Annotated in this window: 18 protein-coding genes; 4 read left to right on the top strand and 14 right to left on the bottom strand. The window is 63.9% G+C overall.

Annotated features, from left to right (window positions below):
• Nucleotides 1-511: 511 nt before the first annotated feature.
• The 7 genes from hflC to pap form a co-directional block, all read right to left on the bottom strand.
• Nucleotides 512-1,390 (bottom strand): protease modulator HflC, encoded by an 879-nt coding sequence (gene hflC / locus H8S23_RS10385; protein ID WP_186888271.1) that lies wholly within the window; start codon nt 1,388-1,390, stop codon nt 512-514.
• Nucleotides 1,387-2,421 (bottom strand): FtsH protease activity modulator HflK, encoded by a 1,035-nt coding sequence (gene hflK, locus H8S23_RS10380; protein ID WP_186888270.1) that lies wholly within the window; start codon nt 2,419-2,421, stop codon nt 1,387-1,389. The genes hflC and hflK overlap by 4 nt, the downstream gene beginning before the upstream one ends.
• Before the next feature lie 518 nt (nt 2,422-2,939).
• Entirely contained in the window at nt 2,940-3,821 is an 882-nt protein-coding gene (locus H8S23_RS10375) for a DMT family transporter (protein ID WP_186888269.1), read from the bottom strand.
• 24 nt (nt 3,822-3,845) lie between these two features.
• Nucleotides 3,846-4,337, bottom strand: coding sequence for a flavodoxin domain-containing protein (locus H8S23_RS10370; RefSeq protein ID WP_186888268.1), 492 nt, complete (start codon nt 4,335-4,337; stop codon nt 3,846-3,848).
• 51 nt (nt 4,338-4,388) lie between these two features.
• A complete protein-coding gene (locus H8S23_RS10365) occupies nt 4,389-7,433 on the bottom strand; it encodes an MFS transporter (protein ID WP_186888267.1) in 3,045 nt (1,014 codons plus the stop codon).
• Nucleotides 7,430-7,936 (bottom strand): CYTH domain-containing protein, encoded by a 507-nt coding sequence (locus H8S23_RS10360; RefSeq protein ID WP_186888266.1) that lies wholly within the window; start codon nt 7,934-7,936, stop codon nt 7,430-7,432. The genes H8S23_RS10365 and H8S23_RS10360 overlap by 4 nt, the downstream gene beginning before the upstream one ends.
• Nucleotides 7,936-9,402, bottom strand: coding sequence for a polyphosphate:AMP phosphotransferase (gene pap / locus H8S23_RS10355; protein WP_186888265.1), 1,467 nt, complete (start codon nt 9,400-9,402; stop codon nt 7,936-7,938). The genes H8S23_RS10360 and pap overlap by 1 nt, the downstream gene beginning before the upstream one ends.
• 378 nt (nt 9,403-9,780) lie before the next feature.
• Here pap and H8S23_RS10350 point away from each other — a divergent pair, with 378 nt between their 5' ends.
• Entirely contained in the window at nt 9,781-11,013 is a 1,233-nt protein-coding gene (locus H8S23_RS10350; protein ID WP_186888264.1) for a class I SAM-dependent rRNA methyltransferase, read from the top strand.
• Between the two features lie 165 nt (nt 11,014-11,178).
• Here H8S23_RS10350 and H8S23_RS14140 read toward each other — a convergent pair whose 3' ends face one another.
• The 4 genes from H8S23_RS14140 to H8S23_RS10335 form a co-directional block, all read right to left on the bottom strand.
• Nucleotides 11,179-11,307, bottom strand: a complete 129-nt coding sequence (locus H8S23_RS14140) for a hypothetical protein (RefSeq protein WP_279289077.1) — start codon at nt 11,305-11,307, stop codon at nt 11,179-11,181.
• Between the two features lie 359 nt (nt 11,308-11,666).
• Nucleotides 11,667-12,326, bottom strand: coding sequence for a hypothetical protein (locus H8S23_RS10345; protein WP_186888263.1), 660 nt, complete (start codon nt 12,324-12,326; stop codon nt 11,667-11,669).
• A gap of 139 nt (nt 12,327-12,465) precedes the next feature.
• Nucleotides 12,466-12,972 (bottom strand): AAA family ATPase, encoded by a 507-nt coding sequence (locus H8S23_RS10340; protein WP_186888262.1) that lies wholly within the window; start codon nt 12,970-12,972, stop codon nt 12,466-12,468.
• A 75-nt stretch (nt 12,973-13,047) separates the two neighbouring features.
• Nucleotides 13,048-14,403: an MATE family efflux transporter gene (locus H8S23_RS10335; RefSeq protein ID WP_186888261.1), complete on the bottom strand. Its 1,356-nt coding sequence runs from the start codon at nt 14,401-14,403 to the stop codon at nt 13,048-13,050.
• 528 nt (nt 14,404-14,931) lie between these two features.
• On the opposite strand from H8S23_RS10335, the gene H8S23_RS10330 reads away from it, so the two are divergent.
• On the top strand, nt 14,932-15,885 hold the full coding sequence (locus tag H8S23_RS10330; protein ID WP_186888260.1) for a 2-hydroxyacid dehydrogenase: 954 nt from the start codon (nt 14,932-14,934) through the stop codon (nt 15,883-15,885).
• A gap of 467 nt (nt 15,886-16,352) precedes the next feature.
• On the opposite strand, the gene H8S23_RS10325 is transcribed toward H8S23_RS10330, so the two are convergent.
• From H8S23_RS10325 to H8S23_RS14200, 3 genes are all read right to left on the bottom strand, one after another.
• Nucleotides 16,353-17,609 (bottom strand): MFS transporter, encoded by a 1,257-nt coding sequence (locus tag H8S23_RS10325; protein WP_243165975.1) that lies wholly within the window; start codon nt 17,607-17,609, stop codon nt 16,353-16,355.
• 935 nt (nt 17,610-18,544) lie between these two features.
• On the bottom strand, nt 18,545-19,234 hold the full coding sequence (locus tag H8S23_RS14135; protein ID WP_186888259.1) for a TetR/AcrR family transcriptional regulator: 690 nt from the start codon (nt 19,232-19,234) through the stop codon (nt 18,545-18,547).
• A gap of 344 nt (nt 19,235-19,578) precedes the next feature.
• Entirely contained in the window at nt 19,579-21,057 is a 1,479-nt protein-coding gene (locus H8S23_RS14200) for an HAD-IA family hydrolase (protein WP_186888258.1), read from the bottom strand.
• Nucleotides 21,058-21,745: 688 nt separating this feature from the next.
• On the opposite strand from H8S23_RS14200, the gene H8S23_RS10310 reads away from it, so the two are divergent.
• Both H8S23_RS10310 and H8S23_RS10305 read left to right on the top strand, forming a co-directional pair.
• Complete coding sequence (locus H8S23_RS10310) at nt 21,746-23,260, top strand: 4Fe-4S dicluster domain-containing protein (protein ID WP_186888318.1); 1,515 nt, start codon at nt 21,746-21,748, stop codon at nt 23,258-23,260.
• Between the two features lie 353 nt (nt 23,261-23,613).
• Complete coding sequence (locus H8S23_RS10305; protein WP_207721142.1) at nt 23,614-24,171, top strand: TetR/AcrR family transcriptional regulator; 558 nt, start codon at nt 23,614-23,616, stop codon at nt 24,169-24,171.
• The last annotated feature ends 41 nt before the right edge of the window (nt 24,172-24,212 follow it).

The following is a 24,212-nucleotide window of genomic DNA, read 5'->3' as shown; positions in this document are numbered from 1 at the left end:
GGGGCTGCTTCTGCCCCCCCCGCCCGCCGCTGGCGCCGAACGCGCAGCCGCCGTCCGGACATCGGACAGACGCCGTCCCTCTTTTGAAACAGTTCTGCCAACGGCCCCGGCGCCAATCAAAGATTTTTTGCGCAGTTCCCCTTTGCCGGCAGAGCCAACAGCCCCAGAACCAGTCAAAAAGCCGCCCTTCCTGAAAGAAGGGCGGCTTTTATCGTTCGCCTGTCAAAATGGGTGATAAGATGCGTCCCTGGCGCCTGCCGGGACCGTCTGTGCGGGCCTGCGGGGCCGAAGATGCCCCGTCCGCCGCTGACGGCAAAAAAGCGGTTTGTTTTCTGCCGCGCGGCTGCCCGCCGCATTTCTGCAGACCGCTTTCGGCCGGCCGGGCTGCCTGCCGCGCCCGCGCCCGCGCATAGACGGCAAAGGCGTTCAAAGCGCCGGGCCGCTCCGCCCGAAGCCGCCGCTGCGGCAGTGCAGCGCGCCCCGGTTTTCCGGCGGGCGCCCTCCCTGCGACTTACTGCCCGCTGTAAAAGATCTGCGCCAGCGGCGAATCCTTTGAGAGGAACAGGGTGTCCCCACCCCCGGACAGGCTTGCTTTGGCCGCGTCCAGCGCCCGCACAAAGCTGTAAAAGTCCGCTTTTGCCGGGTCGGAATAGGCGTCCGAGAGAATATTCATATACTCGGCCTCGCCCTCTGCGATCAGCATCTCGGCCTGGGCCTCGGCCTCGCTGAGCATCACCTGTACCTCGCGGTCGGTCTCGCTGCGGATCTTCTGCGCGTCGCTCTCGCCCTGGGCGGTGTAGCTGGCGGCGATATTGTTCCGCTCCGAGATCATCCGCTGGTACACCGCCTCTTTATTGTCGTCCGGCAGGTCCAGGTGCTTGGTCTCCACCGCGATCAGCTGGATGCCGTACTGGGACAGGGTGTCCCCCACCCCGTCGCGGATGTCCGCGGCCAGTTCGCCGTCCCGCCCGCTGATGACGTCGCTCTGGGTGCGCGAGCTGATGATGTTCTTCATGCTGTTGTAAACGATGGTGGAAAGGCGGCTCTCCGCGTTGGAGATGCTGCCGTTCAGGGTCTGGATAAACAGCTTCGGGTCCTCGATCTTCCACAGCACAAAGCTGTCGGCCACCATGGTCTTTTTGTCCTGGGTGATCACGTCGGAAATGGGCAGATCGTACAGCAATACCGTGTTGGGCAGGGTGCTGGCGGTCTGGATAAGGGGGATCTTCAGGCTGACGCCCGCCGTGCCGCGGATATCCACCACCTCGCCAAACTGCCGCACCACCGTGTACTCGTTCTGCTGGGTCACCACGCAGGCGCTGCTCAGCGCCATCACGATCAGCACCAGCACCGCCGCCAGGGTCACCCCGATCTTCTTTGAGCGCTTCATTGTTTCTCCTCCTCTGCCGGCTGGGCCTGCGGCACTCCCGCCTCGCCCAAAATGTTCAGGGTATTGCCGCTGCCGTCCTGGATGATGACCCGCAGCCCGGGCAGAACTTCCTCCATGGTCTCATAATACATGCGCTGCTTGGTGATCAGCGGGTAACGGGCATACTCCTGATACATCGAGTTGAAGCGGGCCACCTGGCCGGCGGCTTCATTGATGCGGGCCTCCTTTTGGGCCTGCGCGTTCTGCAGGATCTGGTCGGCCTGCGCCTCGGCGGCCGGGATCTTCTCTGAGCGGTACTTGTTGGCATTGTTGACCGCGGTGTCCGCGCTCTGCTTTGCGGTCTCCACCTCTTTAAATGCAGTGAGCACCTCCGCCGTGGGCGGCTCCGCGTCCTGGATCGTGATATTCACCAGCTGCAAACCGATATCTTCCCTTTCCAGGCGGGACATGATCTTGTCCTTGATCTCGCCCTGGATCTGGTTCTTGCCGGTGGTGATGACGTCGTCCACCGGGTAGATGCCGATGGTGTCCCGGATATAGCTCTGCGCCAGCGTCTTGAGAATGAACTCCGGGTCCTGGCTGGAAAAGAGGTACTTTACCGGGTCGGTCACCCGGTACTCCACAAAGAAATCCACGTTGACGAAGTTGTAGTCCGAGGTGATCATCAGGCTTTCGTCGGGGATGGGCTCTTTGGTGGCGGCGTCATACCCGATGGGGAAACCGTGGATGGTCATATCCACCTTGCGCACCTGCTGCACAAAGGGCACCTTGAAATGCAGGCCGCTGGAAGTGACCGGGCTGGGCACCCCAAAGGTGACCACAACGGCGTTTTCCTGCTCGTTGATCATGTAAAAGGAATTCAGCGCCGCGATCACCAGCGCCGCCCCCAGCAGCACCAGACCGGCGCGTCCGGCCAGCCGCCGGAACAGGCCTTTCTGCCCATCCTGCGGGCGTCCGCCGTCCCCTGTTCCGGGTGCGCCTGTCCCCGCGGTGCCGCGGCGGAACCAGCCGCCAAAGTCTCTTGTTTCCATCTCTCTCTCCTTGTCGTTTTCTCTCTGGCCGGCCCCGCTTCGAAGACGGGCGCCGGGCGGTGTGTGAGGGACCATGGCCTCTCTGCTTGCTATCTAGTTTAAAGGATACGGCCCACAAAGGCAAAGTCTGAATTGTTATTTTTTTGACATTCTTTCTCCCGGCCCGCCCCTGGGGGATAAGCAAAATTTCCAATCGCCCCCGCCCGGCTTTTTTCTCGCTCTTTCTCCTGTTTTCTCACTTTTCGCTGTCTCCGTCTCAAGGCCGAGCGCTGCTCTGACGCGGACAGCGCCGTTTTTGACCCGCGCGCTCACGCCAAAAGCCCGGCGGCAGGGCCCCGGGGTCTTGCGGGCGGAACGGAAAAACAGGAAAAACACTTTGGCGGCGCTGCGGCGGGGGGCAGGTCTTGCGATGGAATCGAAAAGTCCGAACCGCCGCAGGGGCCGCCGCCCTGCAGCGCGGCACTTTGCCGCGCAGACGACAAAAAAGCCCCGGTCTTCACCGGGGCCGCATCGCCGCGTCATTTTTTCATCTGTTTCCCTCGCGGTCCCCGGTACAGCTCGCCAAAAGCTGCGCCGCCCAGGATCAGCGCCGCGCCCGCAAGCTGCAGCAGCGACAGCCGCTCGCCCAGAAACAGCGCGGAAAAGAGCAGCGCGCTCACCGGGTCGATGTAGCCCAGCAGGGCGATGGTCTGGCTGGGTAGCTCTCCCATGGCCGAAAAATACAGATAATAGCCAAACCCGGTGTGCAGGATGCCCACCGCCAGCAGGCAGACGAGCCCTGCGCCGGTCATCGGCCCGGGGGCTGCGGGCCGGGTGACCAGCACGTAGGGCAGCAGCACCCCGGCAGCTACCGCCAGCTGGGTGAAAGTGCGCTCCAGCCCCGACAGCCCGGTGATGAACTTATTGGTCAAAATGACTCCCGCATAGAGCACCGCCGCGCCAAGCCCCAGCAAAATGCCTTTCAGCGGCGCGCTGCCCGCGCTGTTCCCCCCGCCGGTGAGCAGAAGCGTGCCCGCCGCCGCAGCCAGCACCCCCAGCAGCCTGGGGGCGGTGAACCGCTCTTTCAGGATCAGCGGGGCCAGCAGCACCACCAGCACCGGGGCCGCATAATAGGCCAGGGTGGCAATGCCCACCGTGGTGTAGCGGTAGGCCTCGAACAACAGGATCCAGTTGAAGCCGATGAACGCGCCGGACAGCGCCAGCAGCGGCAGGCTGCGCCTCATGGCAGCCCCGTTCAGCTTCTGCCGGCCCGCCAGGGCGGCCAGCAGCAGCACCAGCGCGCCGATCACCGCCCGCACCAGCGCAATGACGCTGCTGGCCAGCGGGATGGCCCGCACAAACAGGCCGATGCTGCCGAACAGCAGCGTGGCCGCGATCACTTTTGCGTAATTTTTTCTCATCTCTCTCCTGCGCCTGCCCCGCTTTCAGCGGTCCAGTTCCGTCCGCACTGCCGCCGCCAGTTCCCGCACGGCGGCGGGGTCCAGCGCCGGGGCCGGGCGCGCCTCCTTTTCCATCGACCGCGCCATGCTGCCGATCACAAATTTGCTCATCCCGTTCAATCGTTTGGGGTCCAGCTCGCCGCCCAGACAGCGGGCGGCGGCCGCGTGGGCCAGCAGCGCGGGCGGGACGTTCCTGCGCAGATACTCATCCCCGCGCTCTGCAAACGCGCAGCAGACAAAGCATCCAAAGGGCCGCGCCAGCAGCGTCGCCTCATTCTGCTCCAAAAAAGCCCGCGCCTTGCGGTGCAGCTGCCCCATGCGCACCGCGCCGCCCACGATCACCGCTTCATAAGCCGCCGGGTCCGGACAGTCCAGTTCCAGGTCCGTCACCTCCGCCCCCGGCAGCAGCCGCGCCAGCAGCGCGCCGCATTTGAGGGCCGTGCCGGTCTTGCCCGCCACTGCGATCAGTATCTTCATCCGCGTTCCTCCCAGCAGATCTCTCCCGCGCCCGGCGGGGTCCGCCGCCTCTCACAGGCGCAGCTTTTCATTGATCTCTTTCAATGTCTCCGGATCGGCCTTGCAGCAGCGCCGGTCATAACTCAGCAGGCCGTTGACCTCGTCCTCCACGTCCGAAAGCTGGGTGTAGACCGCGGCCGACAGCACGCCGGTGAGCGGCGCGACCTCTTTTTCGATCAGCTCGCGGTACGCCGCAAGAAAATGCGCCGGCGTGTCAAAGCGCCGGTAGCCGAACAGGCGCGGGGATACCGTGTGTCCCGGCGTCCCATAGCTGTAGCCCCCGAACTCGGACAGCACCACCGGCCGCCCGGCCGGGTCGGGTCCCGCCTTCACCTTTTTAAAGTAGACGTGCAGGCTGGACACATCCGGCCCGCCCTGGTCGTGCCAGCCGCTGGCGTGGTCCACCAGGCGGGTGGGGTCCTGCCGTTTGATCTCCCCGGCCGCTTTCACCGCGTCAAACTGGCCCCAGCCCTCGTTGAAAGGCACCCACAGGGCAATGCACACCGCGTTGTACAGCGCCGTCACCGTCTCGCGGCGCATCCGGTCCGCCTCGGCCCGGCCGGCGGCGTCGCCCCGCCCAAACCGCTTATACGCGCTGTCCCGCAGCTTTTTGCCCAGAAACGGCAGCACCTGGATGGTCATGGGGCTGTAGGGCCCGCCGCCGCTGACCATATCCTGCCAAACCAGCATGCCCAGCCGGTCGCAGTGATAATACCAGCGGGCCGGCTCGATCTTGATGTGCTTGCGCAGCAGGTTGAAGCCCATGGATTTTGCCATCTCGATATCGTAGATCAGCGCCTCGTCCGAGGGGGCGGTGTACAGGCCGTCGGACCAGTAACCCTGGTCCAGCAGCCCGTTTTGAAAATAGGGCTCGCCGTTGAGCAGCAGCCGGGGCACCCCGCTGCCGTCCTTTCCCACGCCAAAGCTGCGCATGCCGAAATAGCCTGCGGCCGCATCCTCGCCTGCCCGCACCGTGAAGCGGTAGAGGAACGGATCCTCCGGGCTCCAGCGGTGAAAATCGGGCAGCGCCAGCGTCAGCGGCTCGCCGGGCGCGGCGGCGCCCTCCGCCACCGTCCGCCCCTCCTGCGTCACCGCGATCTCCACCGGCCGCGGCGTGCAGCCGGGGCCAAAGACAGGCTCAAAGCGCACGGCGGCCTCCTCAAACAGCGGGGTCACCCGCACGGTCTCCAGATGATCCTGCGGCACCCGCTCCAGCCAGACAGTCTGCCAGATGCCGCTCTGCGCGGTGTACCAGATGCCGCCCCGGCGCAGGGTCTGTTTGCCATAGGCGGTGCCGCCCCGCTCGCTGTCGTCCCACACGGCCACGGTGAGGGTGTTTTCCCCCTCCCGCACCAGGCCGGTGATGTCCAGCGCAAAGGGCAGATAGCCGTCTTGGTGGCGTCCCGCCTCCGCGCCGTTCACCCACACCGTGCAGCGCTGGTCCACCGCGCCAAAGTGCAGCAGCAGCCTGCCGCTGCCCGGCAGCCCCGACACCCGGAACTCCCGCTCATACCACAGCGTCTCGCCGGGCTGCAGCTGGCGCCGCACGCCGGACAGCGGGCTCTCGGGCGAAAAGGGCACCACGATCTGCCCCTGCGCCTGCCCCATCGGCTGTCCGTCCGGCCGGATGGCATAGCGCCAGCGGCCGTTGAGGCTGCGCCAGCTGTCCTCCCCGCGGGCGAACTGCGGGCGCGGATACTCGGGCAGCGGGGCGTCCGGGTCCAGCTGTTCGCCCCAGGGGGTGAGCAGCTCTTTCAGCGGGGCGCGGCGGCGCTGTCCGGCGCGGAGCAGCAGCACCGGCAGCACTACAAACACCAGCACCACCGCGCTGGCCAGAAAGATGGCAGGCGTGGGCACCTGCTTGACCACGCCCAGTTCCTCATACACTGCGCCCGAGCCGCGGATGACCGCCGCGCCCAGATAGGGTCCCGTGACCATGGGCAGCAGCACCGCAAACAGCATGCGGATCCCCTGAAAATGTCCCGCCTTGTCCCGCGGAGTGTAGTCCCGCGCCAGACCGTTCAGGGCAGCGGTCACCAGCATATTGCCGGACAGCAGCACAAAACCGGCCCCGATCACGGCCGCTGCGCCGCGGGCAAAGATCATCGCCAGCAGCCCCGCGATCTCCACCGCCGCCGCGGGCAGCACAAAGCGCAGCTTGCCCAGGCGGTCGATCAGGCGGCCGCTGGCAACGCTCACCGCCGAGGCGCCGATCAGCACCGCCCCCAGCACCAGCGCATAGTTGTCGATGCCCAGATACCGCTGTATGTAAATGATGAGATAGGGCATAAAGACCTGGGCGGACGCCCCAAAGACCGCCAGCCCGAGAAAAGCCAGATAGAGCTGCGGGTTCTGCCGCACCACCGCGGGCCGAAAGCCGTAGACGATGTTTTTAAAATAGCTGCTCTCCGCCCGCCGCAGCCCCGGCGCGTCCCGCACGAAAAACAGCCCCAAAAAGCCCCCCAGCGTCACCAGCCCGCCGAAGATCAGAAAAAATTCGCTCCAGCGGCCGGCCGCGGTCATCCAGTCAAAGCCGCCGAAGATCACCAGCATCGCCGCCAGCGGCAGCACGGCCAGCACCGTCTCCACCCGGCCCCGGTTGCTCTCGTCGGTGACGTCGGTGACCCAGGCGTTGAAAGCCGCGTCATTGGCCGTAGAGCCGAAAAAGGTCATCACACAGTCCATGATCACCACCAGCAGCGCCGCCATACGGGCCGCGTCCGCAGCCGGAAACAGCCGCGCCGCGTTCTGCACCGAGATCAGGCTGAAAGCCATCACCGAGAGGCCCCACACGATATAGCCCCCCACGATGAAGCCCCTGCGCTTTCCCATCTTGTCGGACAGCGCCCCCATCAGCAGCGTGGTGACCGTCGCGGTGACGGCGCTCCAGGCCACCATATCGGCGATGACTCCCGGGTCGGTGGAGATGGTGTTGTAAACGAAAACGTTGAAGTACATGTTCTCGATCGTCCAGGCCAGCTGCCCGAACAGACCGAAGATCAGCAGCGCCGCCCAGCGGCGGCCCCCCAGCGCGGACGTCTTTTTCTGCTCTTTCATCGTTTTTCCTCCCCCTGCGGGCGGCCCGCGCGCAGGGCCGCGGCCCTGCGCTGCCAGTAAGCGCTCATCGAGGCGCCCGGCGTCTCCGTCAGCTCGCGGCCCAAAAAGGCGGGCGGCACAAAGGCGCGCGCTTCCTCCACCGAGGCAAATTCCACCTCCGCGTAATAAAAAGAGGTCTCCTCCCCCTCGTCCACCAGGCTCACCTCCAGGCGACGGCCGTCCGGCAGGCGGTAAGCGCGGTAGCGCTTGTGTACCAGCGGCACGCCGATCAGCGCCGCCGCCCGCTCAAAGACCTCCCGGCTGATCGGGGTCTCGATCTCCTCCCGCGCCAGCGTGCCCCGCCCCTTGATGCACAGGATATAGCTGCTGCCGCCGGCCCGTTCCTCCGCGCGGATGCGCACCACCGGGTCGGCGCAGAGATATCCCTGCCGCATCTCGGCGCCGTCGATCTGCGGCAGCCCCGCCGGAAAGCCGCCGATCTCCCATTTTCGCTCGATCTCCATCACAGCACCTCTTCCAGCGCGCCCACGATCAGCTCCAGCGTTTTGACGCGGGCATATTTTTTGTCCCGCGACTCAATGACATGCCAGGGGGCATAGGTGGTGCTGGTCTTTTGCAGCATCTCGTCCACCGCCTCTTCATAGGCGGGCCACTTCTCCCGGTTGCGCCAGTCCTCGTCGGTGATCTTCCACTGCTTTTCCGGGTTCGCCTGCCGCTCGTGAAAGCGCGCCAGCTGGGTCTCCGGGTCGATATGGATCCAGAATTTCAGGATCACCGCGCCCCAGGCGGACAGCTCGGCCTCAAATTCGTTGATCTCATTGTAAGCCCGCTGCCAGTCGTTCTGGGCACAAAAGCCCTCGATGCGCTCCACCATCACCCGGCCGTACCAGCTGCGGTCAAAAATGGCCACGTGGCCGTCCTTGGGCAGCCGTCTCCAGAACCGCCACAGATAGTGATGGGCCAGCTCGTGGGGCTCGGGGCTCGCGATGGGCAGCACCTCAAAGCCGCGCGGGTCCAGCGCCGCGGCCACCCGCTTGATATTGCCGCCTTTGCCGGCGGCGTCCCAGCCCTCATAGACCAGGATCAGCGGCACCTTTTTGCGGTAAAGGCGGTTGTGCAGCTCGCGCAGCCGCTTTTGGGCCGCCTCCAGCCGGTCGTTGTACTCGCCTTTGTCCAGTTCTTTGTCCAGCGCCACCTCGGCCAGCCTGGGCATGGGCAGCAGCGGAAAACGGTTCTGCGGCACGGCTGCAGGCGCCCGGGGGGCGGCCAGCGCCGCGTCGATGGCCCCGGTCAGGATGGTCATCAGGGCCAGCCGCGCCTCTGCGCGCTCGCCCGCGTCCACCACGTGCCAGGGCGCATAGGTGGTGCTGGTGGCGGTCAGGGCTGCGTCGAAAGCGTCCCGGTATTCGTCGTAGCGCTCGTTCTCCCGCTCATCCTCGCCGCTGACCCGCCAGGCGGTGTCCTTGTCCTCCTCCAGCCGCGCGATCCGCTTTGCCTGCTCCTTGCGGGTGATGTTGAGGAAGCATTTCACCAGCAGGGTGCCGTCGTCGGCCAGCTGCCGCTCGAAAGTATTGATCGAGCCGATGCGCCGCGTCATGGCCGCGGTGTCCAGCTCCCCCGCCAGATGCTGGCGCACCGTCTCTCCCAGCCAGCCCGAATCGAGAAAGGAGAAAAGCCCTTTTTCAGGCGTTTTGACAAAATACCGCCACAAAAAGGGCTTGCGGCGCTCTTCCTCTGTGGGGGCGGCGATGGCGTGCACCTTGAAAGAGCGGGGATCGATCTCGTTGATCACCTCGCCCAGCAGGCTGCCCTTGCCCGCGGCGCCCCAGCCCTCCAGCAGCACCAGCACCCCCAGCTTTTTGGCTTTGATCTCCTGCTGCTGCGCGGCCAGCCGCTCCCGGCAGGCGGCCAGCGCCCGCTTGCGCTCGTCCTTGTCTGTAGTCTTCCCCATCACAAAATCGGATAACATGCCGATCCCTCCCGGATTGTCAAAAATAGAGGTCCCCGCGCGGAAAACGGCTTTCCACGCGCCCGGACCGTTCTTCTTACCGCGCTCCCCGCCGCGGCCGGCGCCGTCTTCCGCCTGCCCTTTCCGCACTGCGCGGCCCCGCCCGGGGCCGCGCATGCGAGAGGTCGTTGTCAATATTATATCATTCCCGCGCGTAAAACAACATCTTTTTTGTTCCTTTTGCAAAAGCTCTCCGCCGTCCGCCCCGCGTTTCTCCCCTCTCCCCGGGACACATCGGCCCGCGCGGCGGTTGACCCCCGGGCCCGCGCGGGGTATAATCGGTGTGCGGCCGCCCGGCACAGGCGCGCCGACGCCCTACCCTAAAGAGGAGTGACTCATTTGAAACAGCAGCGCCCCTACGCCCGCTATACGGTCAGCCGCAAAGCCCAGGCCTCCCTTGAAAACGGACACCCCTGGGTGTATGAGGACGAGATACGCGCCGTGGAGGGCGATGCGGAAAACGGCGCCCTGGTGGACGTTCTCAGCGACAGGGGCCGGTATCTCGGCACCGGCTTTCTCAGCGTCCACAGCAAGATCCGGGTGCGGCTGATCAGCCGCAGCGCCAACGACAGCTTTGACGAGGCCTTTTGGCGCCGCCGCCTGCAATGGGCGTGGGCTTACCGCAAACAGGTGCTGGCCCCTGCAGACCTGTCCTGCTGCCGGGTGATCTTCGGCGAAGCGGACCAGTTTCCCGGCCTGACGGTGGACCGCTTCGGCCCCTATCTGGTCGCCCAGACCCTTTCGGTGGGCATGGAACGGCTGAAAGGGCTGCTGTTCCCCCTGCTTGCGGAGGTCCTGCGCGCCGACGGGCAGGAGATCGCCGGCCTGTACGAGCGCAACGACGTGGCCCTGCGGGAACGGGAGGGGCTGCAGCAGGGCAAAGGGTTCTTCCCCCTGCCCGGGCTGCCCCTGCCGGAAACTACCGAGACCATCATCTGCGAAAACGGCGTGCGCTACCGGGTGGACTTTGAAAACGGCCAAAAGACCGGCTTCTTCCTGGATCAGAAATACAACCGGCAGGCGGTGGCCCGTCTGGCCCGGGGCCGCCGGGTGCTGGATTGCTTCACCCACACCGGCTCCTTTGCGCTGAACGCCGCACTGGGCGGGGCCGAGCGGGTCACCGCGGTGGACATCAGCGAGGCCGCAGTAGAGATGGCCCGCGCCAACGCCGCCCTCAACGGGCTGGAGGACAGGATGGAGTTCGCCGCCGCCAACGTCTTTGATCTTCTGCCCGAACTGGCGGCCCGGGGCGGCACGCCTTACGATTTTATCATCCTGGACCCGCCCGCGTTCACCAAAAGCCGCAAAACGCTGGACAGCGCCCTGCGCGGCTATAAAGAGATCAATTACCGCGCCATGAAGCTGCTGCCCCGCGGCGGGTATCTCGCCACCTGCAGCTGCAGCCATTTTGCCACCGGGGCGCTGTTCACCAAAATGCTGCACAGCGCCGCCCGGGACGCAGGGGTCCAGCTGCGCCAGATCGAGGCCCGCCAGCAGGCACCCGACCATCCCATCCTCTGGAATGTGGAGGAGACCGACTACCTCAAATTCTTCCTTTTCCAGGTGATCTGAAAAAGGCCGCAAAAACCGGCTGCGCCCGGCGTCCTGCGGCATCCACAGAGAAAGCCAGGCCCCGCGCAAGCGGGGGCCTGGCTTTCTCTGTCATCCGTCTCATCCGTCCGCGGGCCAAAAACGGCCGTGCCAAGACCCGGCGGTCCCACCGTGGGCGGGCGGTCCTCAAGGCTGATCGGGGCGCGGCCGGTCTCCCATCCTGCGCAGCAGGACCCGCAGCCCCACCTCCCACGCCCTGCTCAGGGAACGCAGCAGCTCATCGGCGCCCGTCTCCGCGTCCGCAGGGAGCCTCAAAGCGCCAGCCCCTAAAAACAGCGGCCCGCAAAACGATCTTTTGTCCTGCCGCAGCGCTCTTTTCCCGGACAGGCTGCATTTTTCCGCCGCGATTTTCCGCCCGCAGCGCAGTTCCCTCTGCTGTTTTCCGTATCGCGGCTTTTCTCCCCCCGGGCGGCAAAAGCTCCCCGGTCCAGATCCGGTCGGCACAGACAGGCGTTTTCGAGCTGCTGTCCAGCGCTTTTTCTGTTCTGGCTCCGCCCAGCCCCTCCGGCAGTCCCGCCCCCGTAAAAGCAGCCCGGATGTGCCCTTGTGCCCGCAGGACCGTCCCGGCGTTATCCTGACGCGCAAAAAAGGCCGGGGCGGAGCCGCCGGCCCGATCAGCGGACGGCCTGAACCTGATTTCCAAACGACCAGCAAAACTCAATTCCACAGATCACCAGCCAGGCGCCCAGGATAAGAAAGGCGATGAGATTCCGCTTTTTGCAGGAGGCGGAGGAGGAAAGCCACAAAACATGGCCCCAATTGTACATGCCGCACAAAAACAAATAGGCGAGGGCGGCGCACAGCCCCAGGCCATATCCCATCGCTTTTGCGGTGAAAGAACCGTAAGATCTCAGCACTTCGGTCAAAAAGGGCGCGCAGCACACGCTGAAAATAATGCAGGGGAGCAGGTTAAAAAGGCCGTAGGACGCGGGGACGGCACGTTCTTTTTTGGCCCGGCCCCGCGTCCACAGGGTATCCCGCTTGACCCCCAGCCCCCACCAGAAAAGAAAAAGCACACCGGCCTCGGGCAGCACAAGACAGAAAAGTTCCCAAAGAAAAAAGTGGAAGTAAAGGGCCAGAATAAAATCCAGGACGGCAAAAAACGCCGCACAGGCGATAAGACAAGACCTTTCCCGCAAAAAAGCACTGCCGCCCCGGCGCTGGGGCTTACGTTGGGACATAAGCTCCGGCTCCCAGACGAGGTTCCAGCGCAGCAGCAGTAAATTGTTTTTCATCGCCCAGCTGCCGGGAGGAAGAGGCGGGGTATAGGCCATGTTTTTCACCTCCCTATCCTGTGATAATTTTATTCTCTTTTCACCGAAAACTCAATTTGTAAACAACCTAAAAAAAATCTTTTTTTTAGCTGAAATTACGATTTTATCCACCTTCCAAAAAAATCTGCAGCGCTCTTTCTCACTCTCCCGCAACGCGGCGGGCGATCTCCTGCGCCGCACCGGCGGCCGACAGGCCCTCGGTCCCGATCTTTTCGGTGTCCAGCGCGCCGTACAGCGGCAGCCGCTCCAGGCTGCGCCCGATCACGTCGGGCGTGCGCAGGCCGGCATCCACATCCCGCCGCAGGCGGCTCTCCAGCGTCCCGGGCCCGCAGACCAGCGAAAAGCTGAAGAGCTCGAACTCTTTCCCGGCCAGCGGGGCCAGCACCGCGTCGATGATCTCCTGCCTGTCCATCACCCAGCAGAAGATCACGTTTTCATAGCCTTCGTCGTCCAAAAAGCCGCCCAACAGGTGGGCGATATTGTCCAGCGCCATCCGCTTGCGGGCCTCGGTGACCCGAAACGGGTCCATCCGCCAGCACCAGTCGCCGTCCAGCCAGACCGCCTCGGGCAGCAGCCGCAGCAGCTCCTGCGAAACGGCGGTCTTGCCCACCCCCATCGCGCCGCCGATCAGGATCAGACGTTTCATGTTATCGCTCTCCTTCTTGCGCCCCGGCCGCCCGGCGGCGCGGCCAGGCTCCCGCGCCTGTGCGCCCGCTTGCGCTCACACCAGCCGCTTGGTCTTCCACTTTCCGCTGAGATAGCGGGCCACAAAGCACAGGATGCGCACCGCCCAGTCGACGTACATGGCCGCCCACACGCCGTAGATCCCCATCTCCAGGTACTGGGCCAGCAGATAGGAAAAGCCGATACGGAACACCCACATCGACAGCATGGAAGCCCCCATGGTGAACTTGACGTCTCCCGCAGCCCGCAGCCCGCCCGGAAAAGTGAAGCTCATCACCCAGATCAGCGCCGCCAAAATATAATAGGGGCGGGCGATCTTCAGCGCCACGGCGGCCGTTTCGGCCGAGAGGTTGAACGGCAGGATGATAAGGTGCGCGCCGGTCAGCATCAGCAGGCAAAGCGCGCCGTTGCACAGAAAAGCCATCCAGGTCAGCTTTTTGACATAGCCCGACGCCTGCCGGTAATCGTTTGCACCCACGCACTGGCCCACCACCGTCGTCATGGCCAGGCCGATCGCCTGCGCGGGGATCTGGGGCAGCATGCACAGCGTGTTGCACACGGCGTTGGCGGCAATGGCCACGGTGCCGAAAGTGGCGATCAGGCTCTGCACCAGGATCTTGCCCACCTGGAACATGCCGTTTTCCAGCCCGTTGGGTATGCCGATGCCCAGGATCTTTTTGATCATATCCGGCCGCAGCCGGAAGCGTTTCCAATCCCTGAGGGTGATCTGCAGACCGGGGTTGCGCAGCAGCACCAGCAGCAGCACCGCGCCCAGCGCCCGCGAGATCAGGGTGGGGACGGCCGCGCCCACGACCCCCCACTTCAGCCCGAAAATGCAGAGCGCGTTGCCCGCGATATTCACCGCATTGGCAATGAGGGAGGCTTTCAGCGACACCCTGCTGTTGCCCATGGAGCGGAAGATCGCCGCCCCGGCGTTATAGACCGCAATGAACGGATAGGACAGCGCCGTGATAAAAAAGTATTTGCGCGCCCCCTCCATCACCACCGGGTCGGTGCTGCCGAAAAGAAAATCCAGCATCGGGTTGCGGGCCAGCGCGCAGACCACGCCCAGCCCGGCCCCCAGCGCCGCCACGATGACCACCAGCTGTTTCGCGGCCCGGTTGGCGTTTTTTCCGTCCCGCATGCCCAGGTACTGGCTGACCACAATGGCGCCGCCCGCTGCCAGGGCCGCAAAAATGTTCAGCATCAAGATGTTGATCGAATCCACCAGCGAGACTGCAGAAACCGCCGTTTCCCCCGCGTTGGCCACCATCACGGTGTCCGCCATGCCGGTCATCACCGCCAGAAACTGCTCCCCCACCAGCGGCCAGATCAGCCGCTGCAGCGCCTGCCGGGAAAACAGCGGCTTTGCAGCCAGTTGCGCCTGTTCCATTTCCATCCTCTTTTCCCCGCGCCGGCGGAAAGGGCGGCAGATCCGCCCCGCCCGGCGCTGTCTGTTTTACACAAGTTTTACAGTGAGATTCTATGCTTTTTGCCCCGTAAAGTCAATCGTTTTACTGCGCCGGGCAGCGCCGCGGGCCGATTTTGGGTCCGCCCCAACATCCGGGGGACGCGCGGGGCCGGGCGCCGCATCCAGGCCGCCGAAGCCCCAGACCCCGCGCCTGCGGGGCCGGGCAGCCCGGAGGCACCTGAAAAAACGCCTTTCAAGCACGCGCAGACCACGTCGGCACACCGCGCCGGTCAAAGAGGCCGCACGGCAAAAACAGCGCGTAAAGCGCCCGCCATTTCGCGGCGGCTCGGGGCCGGCATGGCCGGTTTTGGGCGGCCGTGCCGACCCGCTCCGGGACGCCAGAATTTTATCTGTTGCGCCGCGGCGCTGATTTGGTATAATGAAAAGCGTAAAAGGGCGCGTCCCGCCGCCGCGGCGCGGCCGCCCAAAACCGGAAAGGAAGTCAAACACATGAATATCGTTCTGCTGGAAGGTCTCGCCGTCAGCGACGCCAAGGTCGCCGAACTGGCAGCGCCCCTCATCGCCGCCGAGCACAGCTTCACCGCCTATACGGACGGCAACTATGACCCCGCCGTCCTCATCGAACGGGCAAAAGAGGCGGATATCCTGATGGTGGCCAGCACTCCGCTGCCCGCCGGGGTGGTGGCCGCCTGCCCCCGCCTCAAGCTGATCTCGGTGGCGTTCACCGGCGTGGATCATCTGCCCATGGACCTGTGCCGCGAGCGGGGCATCCTGGTCTCCAACTGCGCGGGTTACTCCAACGAGAGCGTGGCCGAGCTGGTCTTTGGCCTGGTCATCTCGCTGCTGCGCCGCATCCCCGCCTGCAACGACGCCTGCCGCAGCGGCGGCACCAAGGCCGGGCTGGTGGGTTTTGAGCTGGCAGGCAAAACTTTCGGCATCGTGGGCACCGGCGCCATCGGCCTGCGCACCGCGCAGCTGGCCAAGGCGTTCGGCTGCAATCTGATCGCCTACAGCCGCTCCCGGCGGCCGGAGGCCGAGGCCCTGGGCATCCGCTATCTGCCGCTGGAGCAGCTGATGGCCGAGGCGGACGTGGTGAGCCTGCATGTGCCGGTCACCGCAGAGACCCGGCAGCTGATCAACGCCGAGATGATCGCCCGCATGAAGCCCACCGCCCTGCTGATCAACACCGCCCGCGGCCCGGTGGTGGACAACGCCGCCCTTGCCGACGCCCTCAAAGAGGGGCGGATCGCGGGCGCAGGCATCGACGTATTCGAGATGGAGCCTCCCATCCCGGAAGATCACCCGCTCTGCAGCGCGCCTGGCGCCATCCTCACCCCCCACGTGGCCTTTGCCACCGCCGAGAGCATGGAAGTGCGCGCGGGCATGGTGTTTGAAAACGTCTCTCTCTACCTGGAGGGCAATCCCCGCAACCTGATACGCTGAGCGCATTTTCCTCCATAAAAAACAGAGCAGACCGTCCCGGTTCTTTCAGCCGGAACGGCCTGTTTTTTTGGTATTGCCCGCGCGAAAGCGGCTGCCCCCGGCAAATACGTTTTTCGCCGCTTGCGCGGCAGCCGGCCGGAGGGTCAAAAAGACAGTCTCCACGTTGTGGAGACTGTCTTTTATTGTTCCTCAATAAAAAGCGACTTATTTCTATGGCCCGCCCCTCGTCCCTGCGGGACAACCGGGGCACTGGCCGAAAAGGCAGCCTCCGTTTTGCGGAGACCGTCTTTCATAACCTCCTCCATAGCCCCATAAAATAAATCTCATAAAACCCTGTCTGCCGCCTGCGGCATCCGCAGGCCTGCCCTGACCTCCGGCATCCTGGGCCGCTGCTGCGGCTGCAAGGCAGCTCCCGGCCTCCGCCGACTGCAAACGCGCCGCCGCGACCTTTTTTCGTCCGCCTTTCTCTACAGCTGCCGAAAGACCCGCTTTGAGCACAGAGCCAGCAGTGCGGCGGCCAGCGCCGCCGCCAGCAGAATGGCCCAGGCCGCCGTCTCAAAGCGCTCGAACAGCACGCCGTACAGCGCCTGGCCCACGGGCTGGGCGCACATGGCCAACGTCATCAGGCAGGCCATCACCTTGCCCACCAGCTGGGGTGGGGTGCCCGCCTGCACCGCCGTGATCATCTCCACGCTGAACACGGTGGAGACCGCCATAGCGAAAAAGCTGAGCAGGGTGACGGCCAGATAGCCGCTGAAAGCGGACACGCCCAGCCCCAGCACCGCCCCCATGCCGGCCACCGAAAGCGCGCAGAAAAGCAGCAGCCGGTGCGCCCGGGCCATGGAGAGCCGCGCGCCCAGCAGCCCCGTCAGCAGGCCGCCGGCCAGTCCGCCCAGCGCCAGCGCCCCCTGGGCCAGCCCCAGCTCTCCGTCGCTGCGGCCCAGCAGCTTTACGACCACCACCGGGATGCCCACCACCATCATGGAACTGAGCAGCAGGTTAAACGCAGCCACGATGCCGATCACTTTCAAAAAAACCGGCTTTTCGCGGCGCACAAAGCGCAGGCTCTCAGACAGATCCTGCCGCACGCAGGCAAAAACGCCCTTGCCCCCCGCGCGCGGCTGGTGCGGGATGCGGATAAAGATCTCCATTACGGCGGAGGCAAAAAAACAGAGGATGCTCACCATTAGGATGGGCCCGATGCCCCACAGGCCGTACAGCACGCCGCCCAGCACCGGCCCCAGCAGACCGGCCAGAGAGTTGACGGCGTTGATGACCGCGTTGGCGGACATCAGGCCGCCGCCCTCCACCAGCGCCGGGATGCTGGCCTGCACCGCGGGCTGATAGGTGCCCGAGATGCCGTACAGCAGCATCAGCATCACCGTGAACAGCGGCACGATGGGCAGCTTGCCCAGTACCAGATAAAACACCGCGATCAGCGCCGCGGTCGAAAAGTCCAGCGCCACCATAATATTGCGCTTGTTGACCCGGTCTGCCAGCACGCCGCCCAGCAGCGAGAGCACGATCATCGGCAAGAACGAGACTGCGGTGACCATGCCGAACAGCGCCGACGAGCCGGTGGCCCGCAGCAGGTAGAGCGGCAGGGCAAAGCGCAGGATGGCGTTGCCGAACAGTGAGATGATCTGCCCGATCACCACCAGCGTGAAGTCCCGGCGAAAGATCGTTCCCGCCGGGGCGGTCCTTGTGTTTTCCATGGGTTCCATAAAATTCTCCTTTAATTTTTTAATACCAACGGTTGGTATGTATTTGTGCAAAAAAAATAACTCTTCCCCGTTTAGTAGGAAAGAGAGCCCTCAGCCCTCTTTTTTATTCCTGGCTCGAAAATCAGCGGCCCCGCTCTCCGGGCGGACATCCCGGCGGCAAAAGAGGCTGCCCGGCGGCACGCTTTGGCCGCTGCGCCCCGGAGCTAAACGCCGTCGCATGACTTTCGATCTCCGCCTCAGGCGCCTTGCCTGCACTGTGCAGGCTCATCGGGCAAACGGCGCTTTTGATGCAAAGGCAGGTCCTTGCCTCGATCACGCCGAATAAAAAAGCTCCCGCCAGCCAAAGCCGGACCGCCTGCAAAAAATGGGACGGCCGCGCGGCAGATATGGGCCAGACAAAAGAGAGGCGCGGAACAGGCTGCTGCCGCCGGCCGCGGGGCGGCCGCCGCTTCCCACAGGGTCGTGACCGGCAAAGCCCGGCCCGTCAGCTCTGCCGATGGGCCGGAAAACTGCCGAAGCCCCGTCGTTCCCAGAAGCGTTCCCACATTCAGCGGGCAGCCCTATGCCTTGATCGCGTCGAGGCGCCGCCCGCTCAGGCAGGGCGAAAAGACGCAGACCGCCCTTTCCCCTGCAAAAACCGCTGTGCCCGTGGTTTGCGGTCGGGTGCGCGCCCACCGCAAATGAAACCGAAGCCCGCCGCGCCGGTGAAGCGGCGCAGCCGCGGCCGGCGCAAAAAACAGCCGGGCCGGCGGCACGCTGAAAGCTGCCCGAAAACACTGTCCCGTTCCACCCCGCCGCAAACAACAGGACCGCAAAACTTCCGCTCCTGCTGCGGCGAGCGCCGAAACAAAAACAGCAGCGCGGCAATAGCGCGGTAGCTTTGAAAAGATCACTCTTTCCCTTTCGGCTGCGGGGCACAGCCGCCCCCTTGCCCGTCACAGGCCGCCGGCCGCCACGTCTCCCTTTTCCTCCGCCGTGCGGAGATACCAGCCGCAATAATCGATATATTTCTGCAGCATCTCTTCGTCCAGCAGTTCAAAACCCAGCTGCGGCCGCAGCAGTTCGTTGTACAGCCTGCAGCGCTGCGCCATCTTCTCCGGCGTGCTGATAAGGATCATCGGGTTCAGCCAGACGTTTGTCAGCAGCATCATCACCTCGGCCAGTCCCTGCGGGTCTGCCGAAGCGATGGTCCCGTCCCGCTGGCCCTGCTCCAGAATGGGCTGGATATAGTCCGGCGCAACGACCTGAAAGATGTCCTCCAGCTGAAGCGCCAGAAAACGGGGATTCTTTTTGACGGCCAGCCCCACCTTGAACAGCGCCTCCTGGTTGGGGTTGCGCAGCGAGGCACGGAAGATCTCCACCAGCTTTTCGCGCCCGGTCAGCGAGGGATCGTCCCGCACAGCGCCCAGCATGCGGGCATTTTCGGCCCCCAGCCGGTCCCCCACTGCGATCATGATCTCCTCTTTGGAGCGAAAGTGGTGATAGATCGCCCCTTTCGACAACCCGCCCAGATGGTCGATGATATCCTGGACCGTGGTGGCCTCATAGCCTTTTTCCAAAAACAGGGCCAGCGCCGTGTTCAGGATGCGGTCCACCGTTTCCTCCGGGTGCTTGTTGCGCGGCATCGAACTGCCTCCTTTTTTTATAACATACCGACGGTATGTATCTATATTAAACCTTATCCTGCTTCCTGTCAAGTTTTTTCGCGCGCGGCGGCGCAGCCCGTCTGCAGTCCCCGTTTCCGGCCGCGCCGTTCTCGCGGGCGGCGGCAATAACAAAGACTATTGAAAAGCAAACGAAAAGGGGCCGCCTGCACCGCTCTTGCGAGCGGCGAGACGGCCCAACAGGCGATCATGGGCAAAAGGCCCGGCTTTCCCCCCTGTCCCGCTTTGGGGACGCTGCATCCCGCGCGCCGCCGCGGTCCCCCCCTCTCAGGGCTCCGCCCTTTACTTCCAACTTTTCCGGCTTTTTACCCCTCCAACAGGGCGTCGAAGCCGCCGGCATAATAGTCGCAGAGCACCTTGATGCGGCTGCGCTCATCCAGGCTGGCGTCGTCGTAGATGGCCACCACCCGGCAGCCCGCCTCTTTGGCGCTGCGGATGGCGTGCAGCGAGTCGTCGAACACGGTCAGCTGCCCGGGCGCGGCGCCAAACTTTTCCGCCAGTTTTTCGTAATAAGCGGCGGACTGCTTGGTGGCCCCCAGGCTGTCCGAGGTGGCGATGAACTTAAAATAGCCGCCGATGCCCAGCCGTTCCAGCGCCGGCAGCACATAGTCCGGCTCAGAGGCCGTGGCAAGGCACATGGGCACCCCCTGCCGGCGCAGCTGGTCGAGGTAGTCGCGGGCAAAGGGCTTCAGCTGCACCTTTTCGGCATAGGCGCGCGCCACCAGCCCGCAGACCTGTTCCACCCCCTGCTGCACGGTGCCGGACACCCCATACTGCCGCTGGGCAAACTCCACCGCCTGGGGCACGTTCATCCCCCGCACCTGCGCTGCCAGGTCGGGGGGAGGGGTGACGCCGTGGGCCCGCAGATAGTCCGCGGCCACGCCGTCCCACACCCACATCGAGTCCAGCAGGGTGCCGTCCAGGTCAAAAACTGCAAACTCCGGCCTGCCCGTGCGGCCCTCATACGCGTCGAGAAAATGGTGGTACCCGCCCTCCAGATCGGTATAGCCGATCACGGTTTTCAGGTTCACGTCGTGGATGCTGCGAAAAATGTTCACATCCACCTGCGGGTTTTCGGCCCGCAGCTGGCGGATCAGCGCCTTGGTGGCGCTGCGGCGGCCGCCGTCGGTGCCGGTCAGGTCCGAGCGCTGCTCTGTGCGGCGGCAGGCGCACTGCAAAAAGGACAGCCCATTGTGCCGCGCCCAGGAGATGATGTCCTGTTCCCGCACCAGATAAAGCGGGCGGATGAGTTCCATGCCCTCAAAATTCCTGCTGCGCAGCTTGGGCATCATGGTTTTGATCTCGGCGGAGTAAAACATGCTCATCACCACGGTCTCGATCACGTCGTCAAAGTGGTGCCCCAGGGCGATCTTGTTGCAGCCCAGGCTCTGGGCGTACTTGTAAAGGTGGCCGCGGCGCATGCGGGCGCACAGATAACACGGGCTCTCGGCGATGGCCTCCACCACCTCGAAGATGTCGCTCTCAAAAATTTTCACCGGGATGCCCAGCAGCGCGGCGTTCTCCTCGATGCGGCGGCGGTTGGCGGGGTTGTAGCCCGGGTCCATCACCAGAAACTCCAGCGAAAATTTCATATAGCTGTGGCGCTGCAGCTCCTGCATGCATTTGGCCAGCAGCATGCTGTCCTTGCCGCCCGAGATGCACACGGCGATCCGGTCTCCCTCTTCGATGAGGTGATAGTCTTTTACGCCGCCCACAAAGCGGTTCCAGATGGACTTTCGATATTTTTTAATGATGCTGCGCTCGATCTCCTGGGTGCGGTCCATGGCTTCCCTCGCTGTTCGTCTGATTGTGGGGCTGTCGGCAAAGCTGCCTTTTGAAAATCATCGGCACTTTATTCTGCCATATTTCACAAAGATCCCCGGGCATCCATCAGGTGCCGCCCGCGGTTTTTGTTCCATCTGCCGAAAAGATCACACCCGTTTTCTGCCGGGCTTTGTTTGTCAGCCGTCCCACTGCGTCCCGGCGTCCCCTTTTTGCGGCGGGCGCCGGCAAAACACTCCCTCAGTTTAGGCGATTTGCGCCCCCCTGTCAACCGCGGAGCGCCCTGCAGGATCTCTGCACGTCCAAAAGATCCGCCAGGCGCTCGGCCTCCCCGCCGCGGCCGCCCCGGCCCGCCGGCAAGCCGATCTCTCCGGCATCCCCCACGTCTCTGCGGGTTCTGCAGAACAGCCCCTCACCGCGCGCGGGGCTGCGGCAGGCACATCCAGGGCCCTGACCGGCCGCCCCGGCAGCAGCGCCTTTCTGTGCGGGTGATTTTTTCACGCAGGCCGGTAATTTTCCCATTAATTGCCGCAAAAATGGGCGAACTTTGGGCATCCGGCCACTTGCGCGGCGGCAGGGCGCATGGTATGATTACAAAGGGTCTTTGATTGTTAAATTTTTAACTCATTCGCCCCCCTGCCCTGCGCCGGCGGGGCCTGATGCCATAGAAAGGACGGATCTGCGATTATGATGAGAGGCATTTATTCTTCTGTGACCGATATCCGCCGCAAGGTGTTCACCGAGGTGGCGCGCCTTGCCTATGAGGGGGGCGATTATTCCCGCATTGAAGAACTGCCCTATAAGATCGTGCCGGGCGAAAAGGCGTCCTACCGCGAGAGCATCTTCCTTGAGCGGGCGATCGTGGGCGAACGGCTGCGCCTCGCCATCGGGCTGCCGCTGCGTCCGGTCGACGAACATTCCCGGCTGGCCGAGGGCGTCGAGGACAGCGCCGTGGCGGAAAAATATTATGAGCCGCCCCTGGTCAACATCATCAAATTCGCCTGCAACTCCTGCCCGGACAAGCTGGTCAGCGTGACCGACGGCTGCCAGGGCTGTCTGGCCCATCCCTGCAAGGAGGTCTGCCCCAAGGGGGCGATCTCGATGGTGCACGGCAAAAGCGTGATCGACCAGTCAAAGTGCATCAAGTGCGGCCGCTGCGTGGAGGCCTGCCCCTACCACGCCATCATCAAACAGGAGCGCCCCTGCGCCGCCGCCTGCGGCATGAACGCCATCGGCAGCGACGAGCTGGGCCGGGCCTCCATCGACTATGACAAGTGCGTGTCCTGCGGCATGTGTATCGTCAACTGCCCCTTTGGCGCCATCTCCGACAAGGGACAGATCTTCCAGCTCATCCAGTCCATCAAGCGCGGCGACCGGGTCTTTGCGGCTGTGGCCCCGGCCTTTGTGGGTCAGTTGGGCCCCAAGGTGACGCCGGAGCGGCTGAAAGCCGCAATGAAGCGCCTCGGCTTTGCCGACGTGGCCGAGGTGGCTGTGGGCGCCGACCTGTGCACCATCGACGAGGCCGAGGACTTTGTGAAAAAGGTCCCCGCCGAGCAGCCCTTTATGGCGACCTCCTGCTGCCCGGCCTGGTCAGTGATGGCGAAAAAGCTGTTCCCCGACCTTGCTCCCAACATCTCGATGGCCCTCACCCCCATGGTGCTCACCGCCCGCCTGCTGAAAAAGGAGCACAAAAACTGCAAGGTGGCGTTTATCGGCCCCTGCAGCGCAAAAAAGCTGGAGGCCAGCCGCCGCAGCGTGCGCAGCGACGTGGATTTTGTGCTCACCTTTGAAGAGGTCATGGGGATGTTCGAGGCCAAGGGGGTCGATTTCGACGAGATCACCGAGGAGCATCCCCTGCGCGAGGGCACGGCCGCGGGCCGCGGCTTTGCGGTGAGCGGCGGCGTGGCCGCCGCAGTGGCGGACGTCATCCAGCGCGAGCATCCCGGCCATGAGGTGAAGATCATGGCCGCCCAGGGGCTGGCGGACTGCAAAAAGATGCTGACCATCGCCCGCACCGGAAAATACGACGGCTACCTGCTGGAGGGCATGGCCTGCCCGGGCGGCTGCGTGGCGGGTGCAGGCACCCTGCAGCCCATCGCAAAAGCAACAGCCACCGTCAACGTGTACAAAAACCAGGCGCAGGAGAAAAACGCCCTGGACTCCAAATACGAGATCACCCTCCCGCTGCTGCTGGAAGAGGACTGACGCGCTTTTTGACAGAGCTCCCATCGGGCAGACGGCAGGTATAACGTTAAAAAAACAAAACAGCAGGAGATGCGCCCCCGGCGGCGCGCCCCTGCTGTTTTGTTTTTTCCCTAGGCCCCGCCGGGCCCGCGCAGGCTCTGCCCGGCCGGCGCGCGGCCTCCCCCGCAGCGCATTTTGTGCCGGGCACGGCGCCGTCGCCTCTTTTGAAAGCCCCGCCGCCTGTCTCTGGTCTTAAAAATGAGTTGACATTGTGCGTTCAATATGCAACAATAGTTGTGTAACAAGTGTATTTTAATCTTTTTTTGAGAAATGGGGTGTCTCAGGTGCCGCCCAAAGCAAAAATAACCCGGCAGATGATTTTACAAACCGTGCTGGAGCTCACAAGGGAAACGGGCTTTGAGTCGGTCAACGCCCGAAGCATCGCGGGCAGGCTGCGGTGCTCTACCCGTCCGATCTTTACCTGTTATCAAAACATGGAGGAGCTGAAAAACGAGTTTCTCACCTTTGCCTACGGATACTATGAGCGGTATGTCTCCCGGTATGGCGGCGGCGAGCCCGTTCCGCCCTGCCTGGTGCTGCCGCTCTCTTATATCCAATTCGCTCAGGAAGAGCCTCATCTGTTTAAACTGCTGTTTATCAGCGATATGGCACTCGACATGACCGAAGCCAAAGACTTTTACCGGGAACCCGGTAACCTGGAAAAGGCGCGGCGTTTTTCCGAACTCACCGGCGTGGAGGCAGAGCGGGCAAAAGCGATCTTTTTGGATCTGTTTTTGTACAGCCACGGCATAGCGGTCCTCACGGCGACCGAGAAACTGCTGTTTGACCGAAAGACTGCGGAAAAGCTGACCGCAGACCTGCTGCGCGCCCTTATAAGACAGGCCGACCCGGGCTGGGATCTGCCCGCCTGAGCGCGGGGACCTTGCCCTTTTATAAAAGAAACGAGGTACAG

It is taken from the genome of Anaerofilum hominis, assembly GCF_014287275.1.
GTDB lineage: Bacteria > Bacillota > Clostridia > Oscillospirales > Ruminococcaceae > Pygmaiobacter > Pygmaiobacter hominis.
The sequence above is the reverse complement of the archived record's forward strand: the minus strand, read 5'-3'. Positions and strand labels throughout refer to the sequence as shown.

What these genes read in the sequence shown, in the direction of transcription:
- hflC (WP_186888271.1), bottom strand. Translation starts at nt 1,390, where the DNA reads ATGAAGCGCTCAAAGAAGATCGGGGTGACCCTGGCGGCGGTGCTGGTG.
- H8S23_RS14200 (WP_186888258.1), bottom strand. Translation starts at nt 21,057, where the DNA reads ATGGACCGCACCCAGGAGATCGAGCGCAGCATCATTAAAAAATATCGA.
- H8S23_RS10345 (WP_186888263.1), bottom strand. Translation starts at nt 12,326, where the DNA reads ATGGCCTATACCCCGCCTCTTCCTCCCGGCAGCTGGGCGATGAAAAAC.
- hflK (WP_186888270.1), bottom strand. Translation starts at nt 2,421, where the DNA reads ATGGAAACAAGAGACTTTGGCGGCTGGTTCCGCCGCGGCACCGCGGGG.
- H8S23_RS10360 (WP_186888266.1), bottom strand. Translation starts at nt 7,936, where the DNA reads ATGGAGATCGAGCGAAAATGGGAGATCGGCGGCTTTCCGGCGGGGCTG.
- H8S23_RS10305 (WP_207721142.1), top strand. Translation starts at nt 23,614, where the DNA reads ATGATTTTACAAACCGTGCTGGAGCTCACAAGGGAAACGGGCTTTGAG.
- pap (WP_186888265.1), bottom strand. Translation starts at nt 9,402, where the DNA reads ATGTTATCCGATTTTGTGATGGGGAAGACTACAGACAAGGACGAGCGC.
- H8S23_RS10330 (WP_186888260.1), top strand. Translation starts at nt 14,932, where the DNA reads ATGAATATCGTTCTGCTGGAAGGTCTCGCCGTCAGCGACGCCAAGGTC.
- H8S23_RS10310 (WP_186888318.1), top strand. Translation starts at nt 21,746, where the DNA reads ATGAGAGGCATTTATTCTTCTGTGACCGATATCCGCCGCAAGGTGTTC.
- H8S23_RS10370 (WP_186888268.1), bottom strand. Translation starts at nt 4,337, where the DNA reads ATGAAGATACTGATCGCAGTGGCGGGCAAGACCGGCACGGCCCTCAAA.
- H8S23_RS10375 (WP_186888269.1), bottom strand. Translation starts at nt 3,821, where the DNA reads ATGAGAAAAAATTACGCAAAAGTGATCGCGGCCACGCTGCTGTTCGGC.
- H8S23_RS10365 (WP_186888267.1), bottom strand. Translation starts at nt 7,433, where the DNA reads ATGAAAGAGCAGAAAAAGACGTCCGCGCTGGGGGGCCGCCGCTGGGCG.
- H8S23_RS10335 (WP_186888261.1), bottom strand. Translation starts at nt 14,403, where the DNA reads ATGGAACAGGCGCAACTGGCTGCAAAGCCGCTGTTTTCCCGGCAGGCG.
- H8S23_RS10340 (WP_186888262.1), bottom strand. Translation starts at nt 12,972, where the DNA reads ATGAAACGTCTGATCCTGATCGGCGGCGCGATGGGGGTGGGCAAGACC.
- H8S23_RS10325 (WP_243165975.1), bottom strand. Translation starts at nt 17,609, where the DNA reads ATGGAACCCATGGAAAACACAAGGACCGCCCCGGCGGGAACGATCTTT.
- H8S23_RS14135 (WP_186888259.1), bottom strand. Translation starts at nt 19,234, where the DNA reads ATGCCGCGCAACAAGCACCCGGAGGAAACGGTGGACCGCATCCTGAAC.